This window comes from Agrobacterium albertimagni AOL15 (assembly GCF_000300855.1).
Lineage (GTDB): Bacteria > Pseudomonadota > Alphaproteobacteria > Rhizobiales > Rhizobiaceae > Allorhizobium > Allorhizobium albertimagni.
Genome location: NZ_ALJF01000010.1, coordinates 380287 through 395545, shown reverse-complemented (window position 1 = coordinate 395545; position 15259 = coordinate 380287). Strand labels below are relative to the sequence as shown.

Sequence of the window (15259 nt, the reverse complement as noted above, 5' to 3'; positions counted from 1 at the left end):
AGGTGGCATTTTCCGTTTTGGGTTCTGGGGGATTTCGAACCGTGACGACCGTGCCGAAACTGATGCTGGCCTGCGCTCTGCAGGCATTCGCCACCACCACAGTCCTGGCAAATGATTCCATGGCCACACTCGAGGCCGGGGGCCTGGTCTTCACGCGCAGCGAAGAGATCACCATGGCGCGGGAAGATCTCTACATCTCGCCGGAGAAGGTGGAGGTGAAATACCTCTACCGCAATACCAGCGACAAGCCTGTCAGCACGATCGTCGCCTTCCCCATGCCGAAGATCGGCGGCCCCATCGAGATCATGTCGGCGGTGCCGGACGAGCAGAGCGACAACTTCATGGATTTCTCCGTCGTCCAGGACGGCGAGGAGATCGAGCCGAACCTGCAACAGCGCGTGCTCGTCCGCGGCATCGACTTCACCGCCGATGTCGAAGAGCAGGAGATCCCGCTGCAGCCCCTCCTTAAAGAGACGACGGAAGCGCTGAAGGCGCTGGAGCCCGACGTGATCAAGGATTGGCTGGCCAAGGGACTGATCGTCGACATCAACCACGGCACTGGTGGTGAGGCTGCTCCGGAATATGCGCCCGTCTGGGAACTCGAATCCATCTATTGGTGGGAGACGACCTTCCCGGCCGGCGCAGACGTAGAAGTCGAGCATCGCTATCGCCCGAGTGTCGGCGGCAGTGCCGGCCTTGTCTTCATGTGGGACGGGAAACCATCGGATGCCTATGCCGAATACCAGCAGCGCTATTGCATCGACGACGCATTCCTCAATGCGGCGATCAAGCTGGAGAAGAAGCAAAACCCGGATGCGGGATCTACTATTTCGAGCAGTGGCTGTCCTACATTCTGACCACCGGCAACAACTGGTATGGTCCGATCGGCGATTTTCGTCTCACCGTCGACAAGCTCAACCCGGAATCCATTGTCAGTTTCTGCGGGCAAGGCGTGAAGAAGACCGGCCCGACGACATTCGAGATGCGCGCCAAGGATTTCTATCCCGAACGCGACCTCAACATCCTTCTCGTCGTGTCGAACAAGGTGGCGATGCAGGCTCCGTGATGGTGGCAAATGCCACCAAATTGGCCGCCTGCGGCAATTCGGACATGTCTTGGTAACGGCTTGTAAAATCGTTTCCGACAGGATTGCCAGCGATCGGTCGCTTCCGGTGTCCCCCTGAGCGCTCCATGACGGAGACGCAAACACCTGAACGGATCATGTCACCGCTGCATCTGGACGCCGGCCTTCCGGCTGTCCCGCCGTTTTCGCGCGCCCGAAAGTCATGATCATGTTCCTCAAAAACCTTTCGCTCAGCAAAAAGCTGATCCTCACCTTTTGCACCATCATGGCCGGATGTTTCCTGGCCTCCGTCGTCGTCTTCGTGCAGGCCTATACGGCCAAGTCCGCGCTGGTCGACCAGGACCGCGCCCAACGCATCGTCAACCTCGTCGATGCCGCAAAGACCGCCATGGCCGAGCAGGCGGCAAACGAGCGCGGTTACCTTCTGTTCGGCAGCGAAAGCACGCTTGCAGCCGTAACCACCGAGCGCCAGGCGCTCGACGCTGCCATCACAGAGGCGAAAACGTTGGCTGCAAGCGACAATGCACTCGTCGCCCGGCTTGATGCGATGCGGGCCGCCGCAGAGACCTATGCAAAGCAGATTGCCGATCCGCAGATCGCCGCTCGCAAGGCAGGCCAGACATCGATCGAAGAGATCGCAACCATCGGCAAGTCGGATGCCGCGGGTGCGCTTGACACCTTCCGTGCTGCTGCCGCCGATATCAAGAGCCTGCTGGCAGCGGAGACAGCTGCCACTCGCGCCCGTCTCGACGCGGCGCATTTCGCCCTCGAACTGGCATTGACCCTCGGTGCAGCCGTCGCCGGCGTCTTTGCGGTCGGCCTGATCTGGCTGCTCGCCCGCTCGATCGTCACGCCGATCACCGGCATGACCAATGCCATGGCCCGTCTGGCTGCCGGCGACCACGCCGTCGAAGTGCCGGCCGTCGACCGTGGTGACGAAGTTGGCCGCATGGCGAAAGCCGTGCTGGTGTTCAAGGATGCGGCAATCGAAAGCGCGCGTATGTCCGACGAGCGCCGTACGATGCGCGAACAGGCCGAGGCCGACCGTCAGAAGGCCGAAGCGGAAAAGGCCCGCGAAGCCGAGGAAGTGCGCTTCGCCATGACCGAACTCGCCAAGGGCCTCTCGGCACTCTCGGAAGGGGATGTGGTGTTCCGGCTTGAAAAGCCCTTTGCCTCCCATCTCGACAGTCTGCGTGGCAACTTCAACGAGTCTCTCGAGAAGCTGCATGCGGCGCTGAGAACCGTGGGCGCAAATGCCCATGCAATCCATGCCGGTGCAGCCGAAATTCGCGCCTCTGCAGACGATCTTGCGCGGCGCACCGAACAGCAGGCAGCTTCCGTCGAAGAAACGGCCGCCGCCGTCGAACAGGTGACCAAGACCGTGCGCGACACGGCCAAACGCGCCGAAGATGTGGGCCAGCTCGTGGACAGCACGCGTTCCGGTGCCGAGCGCTCCGGTGAAGTCGTCCGGAACGCCGTTCAGGCGATGACGGAGATCGAGCAGTCGTCACAGTCGATCTCCAGCATCATCGGCGTGATCGAAGACATTGCCTTCCAGACCAACCTTCTGGCCCTCAATGCCGGCGTCGAGGCGGCCCGCGCCGGCGAGGCCGGCAAGGGTTTCGCCGTCGTTGCCCAGGAAGTCCGGGAACTCGCGCAACGCTCGGCCAATGCCGCCAAGGAGATCAAGTCGCTGATTTCACGTTCGACCGCGCAGGTCGGCAATGGCGTGGCGCTGGTCGGCGAGACCGGCACGGAGCTCGACAAGATCGTCAGCGCCGTTCAGGAGATCAGCCACCATGTCGGCGCGATCGTGGTTGCGGCGCGCGAACAGTCGACCGGCCTGCAGGAGATCAATCTCGCTGTCACCGCGATGGATCAGGGCACGCAGCAGAATGCCGCCATGGTCGAAGAGCAAACGGCTGCTTCCCATACGCTGGCAGCGGAAGCGGATTCGCTCAACACGCTGCTCGCCCAGTTCCGTCTTGGCCAGGGCGCATCCGCCGCCGTGCCTCAGCGGACGCAGCAACGTGCCACTGCGCCCGCGCATGCGACGCCTGCGCCAGTTGCTCGATCTGTGCCGCGCCAGCCGGCTGCTGCCTCTGCCGCCCACAGCCCTGCCCCGTCGCCGGCGCGTGCGCTTGCCGGTAAACTCGGCCGCGCCTTCGGCATGGGCTCTGCGGCGCCCGCAGAACCGGCGAAGCAGGACTGGACGGAATTCTGACCGGGCTGCTCCCCGAGCAATCTTCAGCAGAATCAAGAAAGCCCGTGGCTTGCGCCACGGGCTTTCCCTTTTGCCTGGACTCAAAACAGTCAGGCTACCGGTCGTCCTCGACATCGTCGACGACGTCCGTCATGGGGCGGTCCGCACCGTCCGCATGTTCGTGATGCCACTCGCCCTCGGCGTCCTGCCAGCTGATTTCGGCGTCGCCGTCGGAGAGTTGCTGGGCGCCGGCGGCCTGGCGGGCCGCAGCAAGCGCCTGTTCGTGTGTCGGATAAGGTTCCGAATAGACGTCGCCCAGGCGGTAGGCATAGCCTTCGTCATGGGCCACGACGTGATAGGTGACCTTCACCATGGCAGGCCTCAATTCCAATGCCAGCGGTCGCGCTTTGCCGGCGTCGAGGTGGCGACGAGATAGCCGATGACGCCGCCAATGATGCCAAGCGTGATGAGGGCCGTGGACGCTGCAGCCGGATGGCGACGAGCGACCCCAGCTACGGTGTCGGCACCGTCACGGGCATAGTCGGCCACGGTGCCTGCCGTGCGGGCCGCCTCATGCCAAGCTTCCGACGCGCGGTGGCGGACATCGTAGCCGGCGCGACCGGCCTGACGGCCGATGACTTCCTTCAACTCGGTCATCTGTTCGCGCAGCTCGCGCAGTTCTGCCTGCAGGTTGGACGTCGCCATGGATCGGCTCCTTTTCTTGTTTCGGGATCTTGCCCAAGAAACGTGAGCGGGGCGGGATGGTTCCAATGCAGCGCACAAAGGGAACGAAACTCGCTGCAAACGAAAACGCCCGGCGCAAGGCACCGGGCGTTTGAAAGCGGATGTATGGCAGCCCTTACTTGGTCGCGGCTTCGTACATTTCCAGGACATAGTCCCAGTTGATCAGGCTGTCGACGAAGGCTTCGAGGTACTTCGGACGGGCGTTGCGGTAGTCGATGTAGTAGGAGTGTTCCCAGACATCGACGCCGAGGATCGGCGACGCGCCATGGATCAGCGGGCTTTCGCCGTTCGGGGTCTTGGAGATTTCGAGCTTGCCGTCCTTGACGGAGAGCCACGCCCAACCGGAGCCGAACTGGGTGGTGCCAGCTGCGACGAAATCGGCCTTGAACTTGTCATAGCCGCCGAGATCGCTGTCGATGGCAGCCTGAAGCTTGCCCGGAAGCTTGTTGCCGCCGCCGTCCTTCTTCATCCAGTTCCAGAAGTGGATGTGGTTGTAATGCTGGCCGGCATTGTTGAAGAGGCCGGCATTCTTGCCGTAGGACTGCTTGACGATCTCTTCCAGAGACAGACCCTCGAGGCCGGAATCCTTCAGGAGGTTGTTGCCGTTGGTCACATAGGCCTGATGGTGCTTGTCGTGGTGAAACTCAAGCGTTTCAGCCGACATGAACGGTGCCAGCGAGTCGTAGGCATACGGGAGGGCGGGCAATTCGAAGGCCATGGTGAGATCTCCTTTTGGCAAATGGATTGCGTTTTGGCAGGTGACGGGAACATAGGTGCGGAACAACGCGCAGGCAACCTTTGCCCTTCCAAAATACGGCCCACAAGGGAAAGAAATCTCTTCCGTTTTTGGACTTGCGCGACGGCCCGTTCCAGCCGAGGTTTGAAGCCTCACTGCATCCAACCGAGGTTCCCATGCTCCGTTCCCGCAAGCTTTTGACGGCGACCGCAATCGTCTTCGGTCCTCTCGCCTCATCGGCATTCGCCGCGTCGAGCGATGCCTGGGACGAATTTGCCAAGGATGTCGCCGCCAAATGCGCCGTGCTCGCCGAAGGGCGGATTGAGCAGCCAAAGGTCGTCGTCGATCCCTTCGGCACCGAGAGCTATGGCGTGGCGATCCTGACGGGCAAGGCTGTTGGGGCCGATGCTGTCGTCAGTTCGATCTGCGTTTATGACAAGAAGAGCCAGAAGGCCGAGATCGGCGGCGAACTGCCTGCCGACCAGGTGACGGTCACTGTCCCCTAAGCCTCAAGCCTCGTAGATCTCAGGCTCCGGGAGGCCATCGATCGGGAAACCGAATTCGGCCCGCGCGATCTTGCATTCCTCGTCGCCGGGCATGCAGGTACGGCAGACATGCGGACGCACGAGATAGACGGCGCAGCCGACATGTTTGCCGACTTCGCCGGTGAGTGCCGCACAGCGACCATTCTCGAACTTCATGCCACTCTCGTCCTTTGCGATCATTGCTTCGGGAATGGCGGCCAGTTCCTCATCGCTTTCCATGGAGAAGCGTGGCCAATCGGCGGAATAGGCGCAGCAGGCACCGCAGGATTGACAATCGAAGATCTCGGGCGGGGATGTTTCAAGCATAGCTTCAGCGCTTTGCTGCGCGCAAGCGCACGAGATTGAAGGCGAAAAAGCCGGTAAAGACGAGCATCAGCAGGCCGACGAAGACCGGACCGGCATCGACCGAGATCAGATCCATTGTCAGCCCCGTGCTGCCGGAGCCGGCTGCGCTACCGATCGCATAAGCCAGCGCAAAGACGGCGGCACCCGAGACCAGCAGACCGCCACGGAAGCGCTCGCCGAGCAGGGTCAGCGCGGCCGTGTAGAGCGAGAAGCTTGCGGCACCTAGGATCGAGATGGTGATCAGCAGGGCAGCCTCAGACGTCATCAAGGGCAGAGCCAGGAAGGCGACAGCAGCAATCAACGAGCCAGAGACGGCAATGACCGGTCGCGACAGGCGATCCAGCAGCCAGCCGACAAAGGGCTGGGCAAGCGCCGTGGGCAGGGCCACCATGGTAACGACGAAGGCCGCAAAATTCTGGCTGTAGCCACGCTCGACGAAATAGAGTGGGATCATCGAGATCGCCGCGATGTCCGAGAAGCCGAAGGCGACGACCATCAGCGTCAGGACCGGCGCCATCCTGACGAAAGTGAGGAGGCCGCCGGCTTCGGAGGCTTCCGGCTTGGTCTTGGCGTAACGACCGAGCATAACGGAGGCGAAGGCGACGAGTGCCACGTAGGCTGCCGTCAGGGCGAAGGCGAAGCCGTCCTCGATGCCGACGAGCGGGATGGCCAGCGGACCTGCGGCAAAGCCTGCACACATGCCGGCGCTATAGGCACCGGAGACCCGGCCGCGCAGGCGGTCCGGGCAGGCGGTATTCAGCCAGGCCTCAGAGACCGTGTAGATGATGCTGGTGCAGAAGCCGAGCAGGAAGCGGGCGACGAACCAGATCCAGAGCTCATCAAAGGCCGAGAAAGTGGCGAGGCAGACAGAGACGCCGCAGAGCGAGGCAACGATCAACCGGTCGCCACGTATCCGCTGCGTCAACCTGCCGATCAGAAGCGTCGACGAGGCGAGGCCCAGCGCAAAGACCGAGGCGTTCAAGCCCGCCATGCTGGAAGAGACGCCGCGGCTTTCGAGGATCAGCGAGATCAGCGGATAGGTGAGCCCCTGCCCCACGGCAAAAGCGGTGACACCGAGGATGACGACCGCGATCGCCGCCCAATCGGGCGCGATGTCGGCTGCGATATCCGTGGTGTGTGCCGTGTGCATGGCGCCTCCGAGGCGTGCTTCAGCGCCCGTCGATTAAAGGCCCGGTCTAGCGGGGCGTTTGGGGGAAGTCCAGAGAGGGAGGCGAGAGCGTCACTGCTATCATGCCTGCAACAATACCCCCCTCTGTCACTGCGTGACATCTCCCCCACAAGGGGCGAGAGCGGAGCGTCGCATATGCTGCTGCATTAGTCGCCCTCAGATGCGGGCTATAGGTTGGGGAGTGAGCCGGTCTCCCCCCATGTGGGGGAGATGCCCGGCAGGGCAGAGGGGGGCTTGTCTGAGACAGGTTGGGGTCGCATCAAACCCTTAGGCTCACCCCGCCGCAATCACACCCGGCACGTCCTGCCCAAGTGCTGCAAACACTGTCTTCAGGATGCCGGAGGCATCGAGCCCGGCTCGGGCATACATCACTTCGGGCTTCGCCTGGTCCATCCAGACGTCGGGCAGCACGAGCGAGCGAACCTTCAGGCCGTTATCGAGCAGGCCCTCGTTGACGAGGAAATGCATGACATGGCTGCCGAAGCCGCCGACGGCGCCTTCTTCGACCGTCACGACCACCTGGTGGTGGCGGGCAAGCTGGCGGATCAGGTCGTGGTCGAGGGGCTTGGCGAAACGGGCGTCCGCAACAGTGGTCGAGAGCCCAGCGGCGTCGAGGTCTTCGGCGGCCAGCAGACAGTCAGCCAGGCGCGTGCCGAAGGAGAGGAGCGCTACCTTGGAGCCCTGCTTGACGATGCGACCGCGGCCGATCTCAAGGATCTCGCCACGCTCCGGCATGGGAACGCCGACACCTTCGCCGCGCGGATAGCGGAAGGAGATCGGGCCCTCGTCATAGGCTGCAGCCGTGCGGACCATATGCTTCAGCTCTGCCTCGTCGGCTGCGGCCATGACGACGAAGCCCGGCAGTGCCGCAAGGAACCCGGTGTCGAAGGAGCCGGCATGGGTCGGGCCGTCGGCGCCGACGAAGCCGGCGCGGTCGATGGGGAAGCGGACCGGCAGCCCCTGGATGCCGACATCGTGCACGACCTGGTCGTAGCCGCGCTGCAGGAAGGTGGAATAGAGGGCGCAGAAGGGCTTGAAGCCCTCGGCGGCGAGGCCGGCTGCAAAGGTCACGGCATGCTGTTCAGCGATACCGACATCGAAGGTGCGCTCGGGGAAGAGCGTCTGCAGCTTGTCGAGGCCGGTGCCGTTCGGCATGGCGGCGGTGATGCCGACGATCTTCTCGTCGTGACGGGCTTCCTCGACCAGCGCGTCGGCAAAGACGGCGGTATAGGCCGGGGCATTCGGCTTGGCCTTGGCCTGGGTGCCGGTGATGACGTCGAACTTGTTGACGCCGTGATACTTGTCGGCCGCGGCTTCCGCAGGCGCGTAGCCTTTGCCCTTCTGGGTCACGACATGGATCAGCACGGGGCCCTTGGCATTGTCACGGACATTGCGCAACACGGGCAGCAGGTGTTCGAAGGAGTGACCGTCGATCGGGCCGATATGGTAGAAGCCGAGCTCCTCGAACATGGTGCCGCCGGTCACATAACCACGGGCATGCTCGACGGCGCGGGTGATGGCGCGGTCGACGGTCTTGCCGAGATAGGCGGTGAGCTTTTTGCCGAGCTCGCGGAAGCCCATATAGCTGCGGCCGGAGGCGAGGCGCGCAAGATAGGCGCTCATCGCACCCGTCGGCGGAGCGATCGACATGTCGTTGTCGTTGAGGATGACGATCAGGCGCGCATCGAGGGCGCCGGCATTGTTCAGCGCCTCATAGGCCATGCCGGCAGACATCGCGCCGTCGCCGATGACGGCGATCACCTTGCGGTCGGTCTTCGACAGCTCGGCGGCAACCGCCATGCCGAGACCGGCGGAGATCGAGGTCGAGGAATGGGCGGCACCGAAGGGATCGTATTCGCTCTCGGCGCGCTTGGTGAAACCGGAGAGGCCGTCTTCCTGGCGCAGCGTGCGGATGCGGTCACGGCGACCGGTCAGGATCTTGTGTGGATAGCATTGGTGCCCGACATCGAAGATCAGCCGATCATCAGGCGTATCGAACACCTTGTGGATGGCGATCGTCAGCTCGACCACGCCGAGGCCGGCGCCCAGATGCCCTCCCGTTTTCGACACCGCGTCGATCATCTCGTCGCGGACCTCGCGCGCCAGCTGCGGCAGGTCGCGATCCTCGATGGCCTTCAAGTCTTTGGGAAACTCGACCTTGTCCAGGAGCGGGGTATCGGGCAGAGATGTCACGGGCTGATGCCTCTTCAGTCTGTTTGGATGCGCGATACCATCCCCCGACGATCAGGGCAATTCCACGTCATCAAGCGCTTATATAGCGGTCAACGGCCCTCCGGCAAAGGCACGAACTCGTCTTCGTCGCCGGGAACGATGTCAAAACGGCCGGTTCTCCACTCTTCCTTGGCCTGTTCTATGCGTTCCTTGGACGACGAAACAAAGTTCCACCAGATATGTTTCTTCGTTTCGATGGCCGCGCCACCGAAGAGCATGACGTGACAGCCTGTCGCGCCGCCGATCAGCGTGATCTCGTCGCCGGGGCGGAAGACCAGCAACTGGTCCTGGGCAAAGCGGTCGCCGGCGATCTCGATCTCGCCAGAGAGAATGTAGAGCGCGCGCTCTTCCTGGCCGGCGTCGAAGGGGAAGCGGGCACCGGGCTCGAGAGCGAGGTCGACATAAAGCGTCTCGGAGAACGTCGTGACCGGCGAACGCAATCCGCCCATGCTGCCGATGACGACGCGACCGGAAGCGCCGCGATCATTGAAGGTCGGCAGCTCGCCCTTCGCCGTATGGGCGAAGGCCGGGTCGATCTCCTCCAGATGATCCGGAAGCGCGATCCACGTCTGCAGCCCCGACATCGAAAGTGGATGACCACGCAAGTTTTCCGGCGTGCGCTCGGAATGGACGATGCCAGAACCGGCGGTCATCAGATTGATGTCGCCCGGAGCGATCACCAGCTCTGTGCCGAGGCTGTCGCGATGCTTGATCTCGCCGTCGAAGAGGTAGGTGACGGTGGAAAGCCCGATATGCGGATGCGGACGCACATCCATGGCCTCCCCCGCCTTGAGGACGGCAGGCCCCATGCGGTCGAAGAAGATGAAGGGCCCAACGAGACGGCGGCGTACGGAGGGCAGTGCACGCCGCACGGCAAAACCGCCGATGTCGCTGGAGCGCGGAATGATCAGATGCTCGATCGCGTCGCAGGCGAAGGCATCACCAGGGACCGGGTCATTTCCGGGAAAGAAGGACATGGGGAACCTCTTCGTTCGAATGTCACAAGACTAGCAGGTCTCCACGGCGAGACTAGGACAGATCGACGGGGCTGTCGGTGACGCAGTGTCTTTACCGGGAGGGCTCGACGGCTCCGCTGTCCTGTTCGCAAGCGGAGAGAACAGCCTCCCTGCCTGGCGCATCGCCGAGCGCCTGGCAGCCGCCGGCGTGACACAGCGTCCAGCCACTAGATGTCGCGCCGGACGAGGCGAGCCGCAGTTCGGACACGGGGGCAAGCGCTGGTTTCCAGCGCCACCAGCCATCCTGAAGCACCGCCCCCTCGCCCGGCTCCATGCCGGCGCCGGATCCCTTGACGCTCGCTCGGCGCAGTTCAAGCCCGGCACCCGTCACCGCCCATTCCTCCCGCCACTCGACCTTCTCGACCGAATGCTCCCAGGAGAGCGAGAACGTCATGGTCGGGATGGTCAGAACGGTTGCGGCAAGGGCGATGCAGAGGCTCATGGCGCCTCTGTCTTGGGTGGCGCCGTGGGGATGGGCCCGGTGGCCTTGCCGGGGAACTTCCAGGCCATGAGGGCAAAGATGAGGACGAGCGCGCCACCGATCTCGTCGGTGATCGGCAGCGCCGCGACGAGGAAGAAGGCGGCGGCGGCGGCCACAAGGCGATGCAAGATCGGCAGCGGCCGGTTGAGATAGCCGATCACGGCGACACCCCAGAGACCGATCGACAGGCCGGCCTTGATGACGATGTAGAGGACAGCAAGCGGATAGCCGATGGCCTCGGCGAGCGGACCTCCGTCCTGCAGCATCAGGGCGGGCGTGTAGACCGCCATGAAGGGAATGACGAAGCCGGCGGCCGCCACTTTCACCGCCTCGAAGGAGATGCGCAGGCCCGATTCCCGGGCGATCGGGGCTGCCGCGAAACAGGCGAGTGCGACCGGCGGCGTCAGGTCGGCGAGAATGCCGAAGTAGAAGACGAACATGTGGCTCACGATCAGCGGCACGCCGAGTTCGAGCAATGCGGGGCCGGCGATCGACGAGGTGATGATGTAGTTGGGAATGGTTGGTATGCCCATGCCGAGCAGGATGCAGGTGAGCATGGTGAGGACCAGCGACAGGAAGAGGCTGTGCTGGCCGACCGCGACGACGAACTGGCCGAAGGTGTTGGCGGCACCGGTCAGCGTCATGGTGCCGACGATGATGCCGACCACCGCACAGGCAACGCCGACCGGCAGCGCCGTCTTCGCACCATCGGCGAGGCTGTCGACGCTGAGCTTCAGAGCTTGCCGGCCACCCTTGACCAGGAAATTCCAGGCGATCAGCACCAGGATGGCGATCAGGACTGCGCGGAAGCCATACTGGAAGAAGGAGGCGCCGGCGAGGCCGATGCCGATCCAGAAGATGGTGCGGATCGCGGTATTCGACATGCCGATGGCGATCGAGCTGCCGAGGATGAGCAGCATGGTGAGCGCGAGGCCAGCGGTGCCGGCGAAGAGTGGCGTGTAGCCGGAAAAGAGGAGCCAGACGAGGGCTGCGAGCGGCAGCAGCAGATACCAGTGGCTCCGGATGGCGGCCATGGGCGACGGCAGGTCCTTCGGGTCGAGGCCGCTCAGGCCACGCTTGCCGGCTTCGAGATGCACCATCCAGAAGACCGAGGCGAAATAGAGGATGGCCGGGATCAGGGCTGCCTTGACGATCTCGGCATATTCGACGCCCAGCGTTTCGGCCATGATGAAGGCGACGGCGCCCATGACCGGCGGCATGATCTGGCCGCCCATCGACGAGGTCGCCTCGACGCCGCCGGCGAAGGCGGGGCGGTAGCCAAAGCGCTTCATCAGGGGAATCGTGAACTGGCCTGTCGTCACGACATTGGCGACGCCGGAGCCTGAGATCGTGCCCATCAGGCCTGAGGATATGACCGAGACCTTGGCCGGGCCGCCGCGCTTGTGGCCGACGAGACCGAGGGAGACATCGGTGAAGAGCTTGATCATGCCTGCCCGCTCCAGAAAGGAGCCGAACAGGATAAAGAGGAAGATATAGGACGACGACACATAGGTGGGCACGCCGTAGATGCCCTCGGTGCCATAGGCCATGTGGTCAATGACTTGAGCAAAGTCATAGCCGCGGTGATTGAGCGGCGACGGCAGGTATTCTCCGAAGAAGCAATAGCCGAGGAAGAGGCCCGAGATGATCGGCAGCGCCGGCCCCATGATCACCCAGGAGCCGATGAAGACGGTGGCAATGGCAACGACCCCAAAATAGAGGTCCATGGTGACGAGATCGCCGGCGCGCAGGATCAGCGGCTCGTATTCGACATACTGATAGACAGCGACCGCCACGCCGGCTGTCGCGAGCGCCCAGGCGCCTGCGGTGTAGAGCGCCCCCTTGCGCAGATTGGCGGCGACCAGCGGAAAGCCAAGAAGCAACAGGAAGGCGACGTGTGTCGAGCGGACCAGCTGGCTCGGCAGGTCGATCAGATGGGCTGCGGTCGCGATCTGAAAGAGCGAGAAGGCAACGGCGATGCCATAGAGCAGCTTGCCCTCGGCGGTTGCCGGAAAGTGCTGCTCATGGGTGTTCGGTTCATGCGACAGGGTGTTTTCCGCAGTCGTGGCGCTCATGGGTATCCGTCCGAAGGGTAAGCCAAGGGGCAAAGGACCGGACGGCATGGCGGCCGCCCGGTCCTTCCAGAGGTTTCAGAAGCCCGCGGGGCTCACAGCATGCCCTTTTCCTTGTAGTAGCGCTCGGCGCCCGGATGCAGCGGGATCGGCATGCCCTTGGTGGCATCTTCCAGCTTGATGTCCTTGGCGGCATTGTGCGCGGCCTGCATCTCCGGCAGGTTCTCAAAGAGTTGCTTGGTCATCTCGTAGGCAAGATCGTCCGACACCTCGGAATGAGTCACGAGGAAGTTCACAACCGCAACCGTCGGCACATCCTCCGTCTGGCCCTCATAGGTGCCGGCCGGAATGGTCGCGGCGATGTAGGGCGCACCGAGTGCGGTTGCGACTTCTGCCGGAACGGCAACGAGAGAGACCGGCAGCGAGGTGGACAAGTCCTTCAGCGAGGCAACCCCGAGGCCGGCGGACTGGAGCGTCGCGTCGAGCTGGCGATTCTTGATAAGTTCAACAGACTCCGCAAAGGGCAGATATTCGGTCTTGCCGAGATCTTCATAGCTCATGCTCGCCGCTTCGAGGATGGCACGGGCATTGAGTTCCGTGCCGGACTTCGGGGCGCCGACGGACAGGCTCTTGCCCTTGAGGTCGGCAAGCGAGGTCACGCCAGAATCCTTCGTCGCGACGATCTGAATGAAGTTCGGATAGATGGCGGCAATGCCGCGCAGCTTGTCGAGCGGCGCCTTGAAGCCGGCATCGGCATCGCCTTCCGCCGCGAGCTTGACGCTATCGCCGAGCGAGAAGCCGATCTCGCCCTTGCCTTGCTGCAACAGATTGAGGTTTTCGACCGAGGCCTTGGTCGCCTGCACCTGGGTGCGGACATCCGGGATCTTGTCGCCGTAGATCTTCGACAAGGCGACGCCCAGCGGATAGTAGACGCCCGAGGTGCCACCAGTCAGCACGTTGACGAACTGCTCGGCGCGTGCGCCGGATGTACCAAATGCGACAGATGCGGCCAGAGCTGCAGCAGCCAAAGTGCTAAGTCTCGAAAAATGCATGATTGTCCTCCCAAACAATGTAAGCAATTGCGACATCATGGGGAGGCGAGAGAGGGGCGTCAACCTCGTATTTGACGAAGTTCAGGGATATGCCGGCGCAGACGGAAATCTCCGCTCATTCCCCGACCGGAATATGCAGGCCGACCTTGACGTCGCGCAGCACGACATTGGTGTGCATGCGGCGGATCTGCGGGTTTTCCGCCATCAATTGCGCGCTGATATCATCATAATGCTCGACGTCGCGGGCGGTGATGATGGCGACGAGATCGACCTGGCCGGTGACGTAATAGACCTGCTGGACGTGCTCCTGCTTGTCGGCCCAGGCTCTGAAGCGGGCAAGCGCATCGTAATTGTCACGTTCGATTTCCATGCCGGTGATGAAGGTCATCGGGAAGCTCGTCGCCTTGCGGTTCACCACGGCGATCTCGGCGTTGATGATGCCTTCGTCGCGGAGACGGCGAAGCCTGCGCTGCACCGCGGATGGCGACAGCCCCACCTTGTCGGCGATGGCTTCCGCCTTCAGCTGGCAATCCCGCTGCACCACTTCGAGAATGCTGCGGTCGAATTGATCGAGCTTTTCCGGCATGGTTCCCCCTCCTTGCGCGCCCCGTTTTCGCCCCCTTAGCCGACTTCAAAGGCTTGCGCCATCTTTCCGCACCATCCGACGCTCTCGTGCAGGATTTTCCCACATTGTCGCTGAAATGCGCTCGAAATCCGCAGCTTCGGCCTCCTATGGTCTCGCAATTGTCAAACTCCCTGGGATCAAGATGACAGGAACCGCCCCGGCCGCGCTCGACGTGCACGACATCCACAAGAGTTTCGCCGGCATCGAGGTTTTGAAGGGCATCTCTGCCACGGCCCAGCGCGGGGACGTGATCTCGATCATCGGCTCGTCCGGCTCCGGCAAGAGCACCTTCCTGCGCTGCATCAACCTGCTCGAAGCGCCCGACCGCGGCCGCATCGTCGTGGGCGGTGAAGAGCTCAAGTTGCGCCCGTCCCGCAAGGGCAGCCTCGAAGCCGCCGACAGCAAGCAGCTGGAACGGCTGCGCACCGGGCTTGGCATGGTGTTCCAAAGCTTCAATCTCTGGGCTCATCGCACGGTTCTGGAAAACGTCATCGAGGCGCCCGTTCACGTTCTGAAAATGCCGCGCCGCGAGGCGGTCGAAAAGGCGGAAGCGCTGCTTTCCAAGGTCGGGCTCTACGACAAGCGCGATGCCTATCCCGCCTTTCTTTCCGGCGGCCAGCAGCAGCGCGCGGCGATTGCGCGCGCGCTTTGCGTCGATCCGGCCGTCATGCTGTTCGACGAGCCGACCTCGGCGCTCGATCCGGAGCTTGTCGGCGAGGTGCTGAAGGTCATCCGCGATCTGGCCGAAGAGGGCCGCACCATGCTGCTCGTCACCCATGAGATGAGCTTTGCCCGCGAGGTCTCCAGCCATGTGATGTTCCTCGACAAGGGGCGTGTCGAGGAAGAGGGACCGCCGGACCAGGTCTTCGGCGATCCGAAAAGCGCCCGTTGCCGTGAATTCACCCGCAGCCTTGGTGGGCGCGGGACTGCTTGAA

General features: G+C 63.1%; 16 protein-coding genes. 5 read left to right on the top strand and 11 right to left on the bottom strand.

Features of this window, described 5'->3' with window-relative positions; genetic code table 11:
- Positions 1–41 precede the first annotated feature (41 nt).
- The 3 genes from QWE_RS13690 to QWE_RS13685 all read left to right on the top strand — a co-directional run bounded on the left by QWE_RS13690 (position 42) and on the right by QWE_RS13685 (position 3308).
- Positions 42–857, top strand: a complete 816-nt coding sequence (locus tag QWE_RS13690) for a DUF4424 family protein (RefSeq protein WP_006726733.1) — start codon at positions 42–44, stop codon at positions 855–857.
- Positions 755–1066, top strand: a complete 312-nt coding sequence (locus tag QWE_RS25765) for a DUF4424 family protein (RefSeq protein WP_240532544.1) — start codon at positions 755–757, stop codon at positions 1064–1066. Before QWE_RS13690 ends, QWE_RS25765 begins: the two co-directional genes overlap by 103 nt.
- Positions 1067–1292: 226 nt before the next feature.
- Positions 1293–3308, top strand: coding sequence for a HAMP domain-containing methyl-accepting chemotaxis protein (locus tag QWE_RS13685; protein ID WP_040300241.1), 2016 nt, complete (start codon positions 1293–1295; stop codon positions 3306–3308).
- Between the two features lie 94 nt (positions 3309–3402).
- Here QWE_RS13685 and QWE_RS13680 read toward each other — a convergent pair whose 3' ends face one another.
- The 3 genes from QWE_RS13680 to QWE_RS13670 all read right to left on the bottom strand — a co-directional run bounded on the left by QWE_RS13680 (position 3403) and on the right by QWE_RS13670 (position 4749).
- Positions 3403–3660, bottom strand: coding sequence for a DUF2188 domain-containing protein (locus QWE_RS13680; protein ID WP_006726730.1), 258 nt, complete (start codon positions 3658–3660; stop codon positions 3403–3405).
- 8 nt (positions 3661–3668) lie between these two features.
- Positions 3669–3992 carry a hypothetical protein gene (locus QWE_RS13675; protein ID WP_006726729.1) on the bottom strand — a complete coding sequence of 108 codons (324 nt, stop codon included), beginning with the start codon at positions 3990–3992 and terminating at the stop codon, positions 3669–3671.
- Between the two features lie 154 nt (positions 3993–4146).
- The gene (locus QWE_RS13670; protein ID WP_006726728.1) at positions 4147–4749 is read right to left on the bottom strand and encodes a superoxide dismutase; all 603 of its coding nucleotides are present in this window, start codon (positions 4747–4749) and stop codon (positions 4147–4149) included.
- Positions 4750–4943: 194 nt separating this feature from the next.
- Here QWE_RS13670 and QWE_RS13665 point away from each other — a divergent pair, with 194 nt between their 5' ends.
- Positions 4944–5273 (top strand): hypothetical protein, encoded by a 330-nt coding sequence (locus QWE_RS13665; protein WP_040300239.1) that lies wholly within the window; start codon positions 4944–4946, stop codon positions 5271–5273.
- A 3-nt stretch (positions 5274–5276) separates the two neighbouring features.
- Here QWE_RS13665 and QWE_RS13660 read toward each other — a convergent pair whose 3' ends face one another.
- The 8 genes from QWE_RS13660 to QWE_RS13625 form a co-directional block, all read right to left on the bottom strand.
- Positions 5277–5618: a YkgJ family cysteine cluster protein gene (locus QWE_RS13660; protein WP_006726726.1), complete on the bottom strand. Its 342-nt coding sequence runs from the start codon at positions 5616–5618 to the stop codon at positions 5277–5279.
- A 4-nt stretch (positions 5619–5622) separates the two neighbouring features.
- A complete protein-coding gene (locus tag QWE_RS13655; RefSeq protein ID WP_006726725.1) occupies positions 5623–6807 on the bottom strand; it encodes an MFS transporter in 1185 nt (394 codons plus the stop codon).
- Between the two features lie 312 nt (positions 6808–7119).
- Entirely contained in the window at positions 7120–9039 is a 1920-nt protein-coding gene (gene dxs / locus QWE_RS13650; RefSeq protein WP_006726724.1) for a 1-deoxy-D-xylulose-5-phosphate synthase, read from the bottom strand.
- 89 nt (positions 9040–9128) lie between these two features.
- Positions 9129–10055, bottom strand: coding sequence for a pirin family protein (locus QWE_RS13645; protein WP_006726723.1), 927 nt, complete (start codon positions 10053–10055; stop codon positions 9129–9131).
- Between the two features lie 91 nt (positions 10056–10146).
- Positions 10147–10536, bottom strand: coding sequence for a DUF1850 domain-containing protein (locus QWE_RS13640; RefSeq protein ID WP_006726722.1), 390 nt, complete (start codon positions 10534–10536; stop codon positions 10147–10149).
- Positions 10533–12650 carry a TRAP transporter permease gene (locus QWE_RS13635; RefSeq protein WP_006726721.1) on the bottom strand — a complete coding sequence of 706 codons (2118 nt, stop codon included), beginning with the start codon at positions 12648–12650 and terminating at the stop codon, positions 10533–10535. Before QWE_RS13635 ends, QWE_RS13640 begins: the two co-directional genes overlap by 4 nt.
- 92 nt (positions 12651–12742) lie before the next feature.
- Positions 12743–13699: a TAXI family TRAP transporter solute-binding subunit gene (locus QWE_RS13630; RefSeq protein WP_006726720.1), complete on the bottom strand. Its 957-nt coding sequence runs from the start codon at positions 13697–13699 to the stop codon at positions 12743–12745.
- A 115-nt stretch (positions 13700–13814) separates the two neighbouring features.
- The gene (locus QWE_RS13625; protein ID WP_006726719.1) at positions 13815–14285 is read right to left on the bottom strand and encodes an Lrp/AsnC family transcriptional regulator; all 471 of its coding nucleotides are present in this window, start codon (positions 14283–14285) and stop codon (positions 13815–13817) included.
- A gap of 181 nt (positions 14286–14466) precedes the next feature.
- On the opposite strand from QWE_RS13625, the gene QWE_RS13620 reads away from it, so the two are divergent.
- The gene (locus QWE_RS13620) at positions 14467–15258 is read left to right on the top strand and encodes an ABC transporter ATP-binding protein (RefSeq protein WP_006726718.1); all 792 of its coding nucleotides are present in this window, start codon (positions 14467–14469) and stop codon (positions 15256–15258) included.
- The last annotated feature ends 1 nt before the right edge of the window (position 15259 follow it).

Coding starts and splice junctions, on each gene's coding strand:
- QWE_RS13685 (WP_040300241.1), top strand. CDS start 1,293: ATGTTCCTCAAAAACCTTTCGCTCAGCAAAAAGCTGATCCTCACCTTT.
- QWE_RS13680 (WP_006726730.1), bottom strand. CDS start 3,660: ATGGTGAAGGTCACCTATCACGTCGTGGCCCATGACGAAGGCTATGCC.
- QWE_RS13675 (WP_006726729.1), bottom strand. CDS start 3,992: ATGGCGACGTCCAACCTGCAGGCAGAACTGCGCGAGCTGCGCGAACAG.
- QWE_RS13670 (WP_006726728.1), bottom strand. CDS start 4,749: ATGGCCTTCGAATTGCCCGCCCTCCCGTATGCCTACGACTCGCTGGCA.
- QWE_RS13665 (WP_040300239.1), top strand. CDS start 4,944: ATGCTCCGTTCCCGCAAGCTTTTGACGGCGACCGCAATCGTCTTCGGT.
- QWE_RS13660 (WP_006726726.1), bottom strand. CDS start 5,618: ATGCTTGAAACATCCCCGCCCGAGATCTTCGATTGTCAATCCTGCGGT.
- QWE_RS13655 (WP_006726725.1), bottom strand. CDS start 6,807: ATGCACACGGCACACACCACGGATATCGCAGCCGACATCGCGCCCGAT.
- QWE_RS13645 (WP_006726723.1), bottom strand. CDS start 10,055: ATGTCCTTCTTTCCCGGAAATGACCCGGTCCCTGGTGATGCCTTCGCC.
- QWE_RS13640 (WP_006726722.1), bottom strand. CDS start 10,536: ATGAGCCTCTGCATCGCCCTTGCCGCAACCGTTCTGACCATCCCGACC.
- QWE_RS13635 (WP_006726721.1), bottom strand. CDS start 12,650: ATGAGCGCCACGACTGCGGAAAACACCCTGTCGCATGAACCGAACACC.
- QWE_RS13630 (WP_006726720.1), bottom strand. CDS start 13,699: ATGCATTTTTCGAGACTTAGCACTTTGGCTGCTGCAGCTCTGGCCGCA.
- QWE_RS13625 (WP_006726719.1), bottom strand. CDS start 14,285: ATGCCGGAAAAGCTCGATCAATTCGACCGCAGCATTCTCGAAGTGGTG.
- QWE_RS13620 (WP_006726718.1), top strand. CDS start 14,467: ATGACAGGAACCGCCCCGGCCGCGCTCGACGTGCACGACATCCACAAG.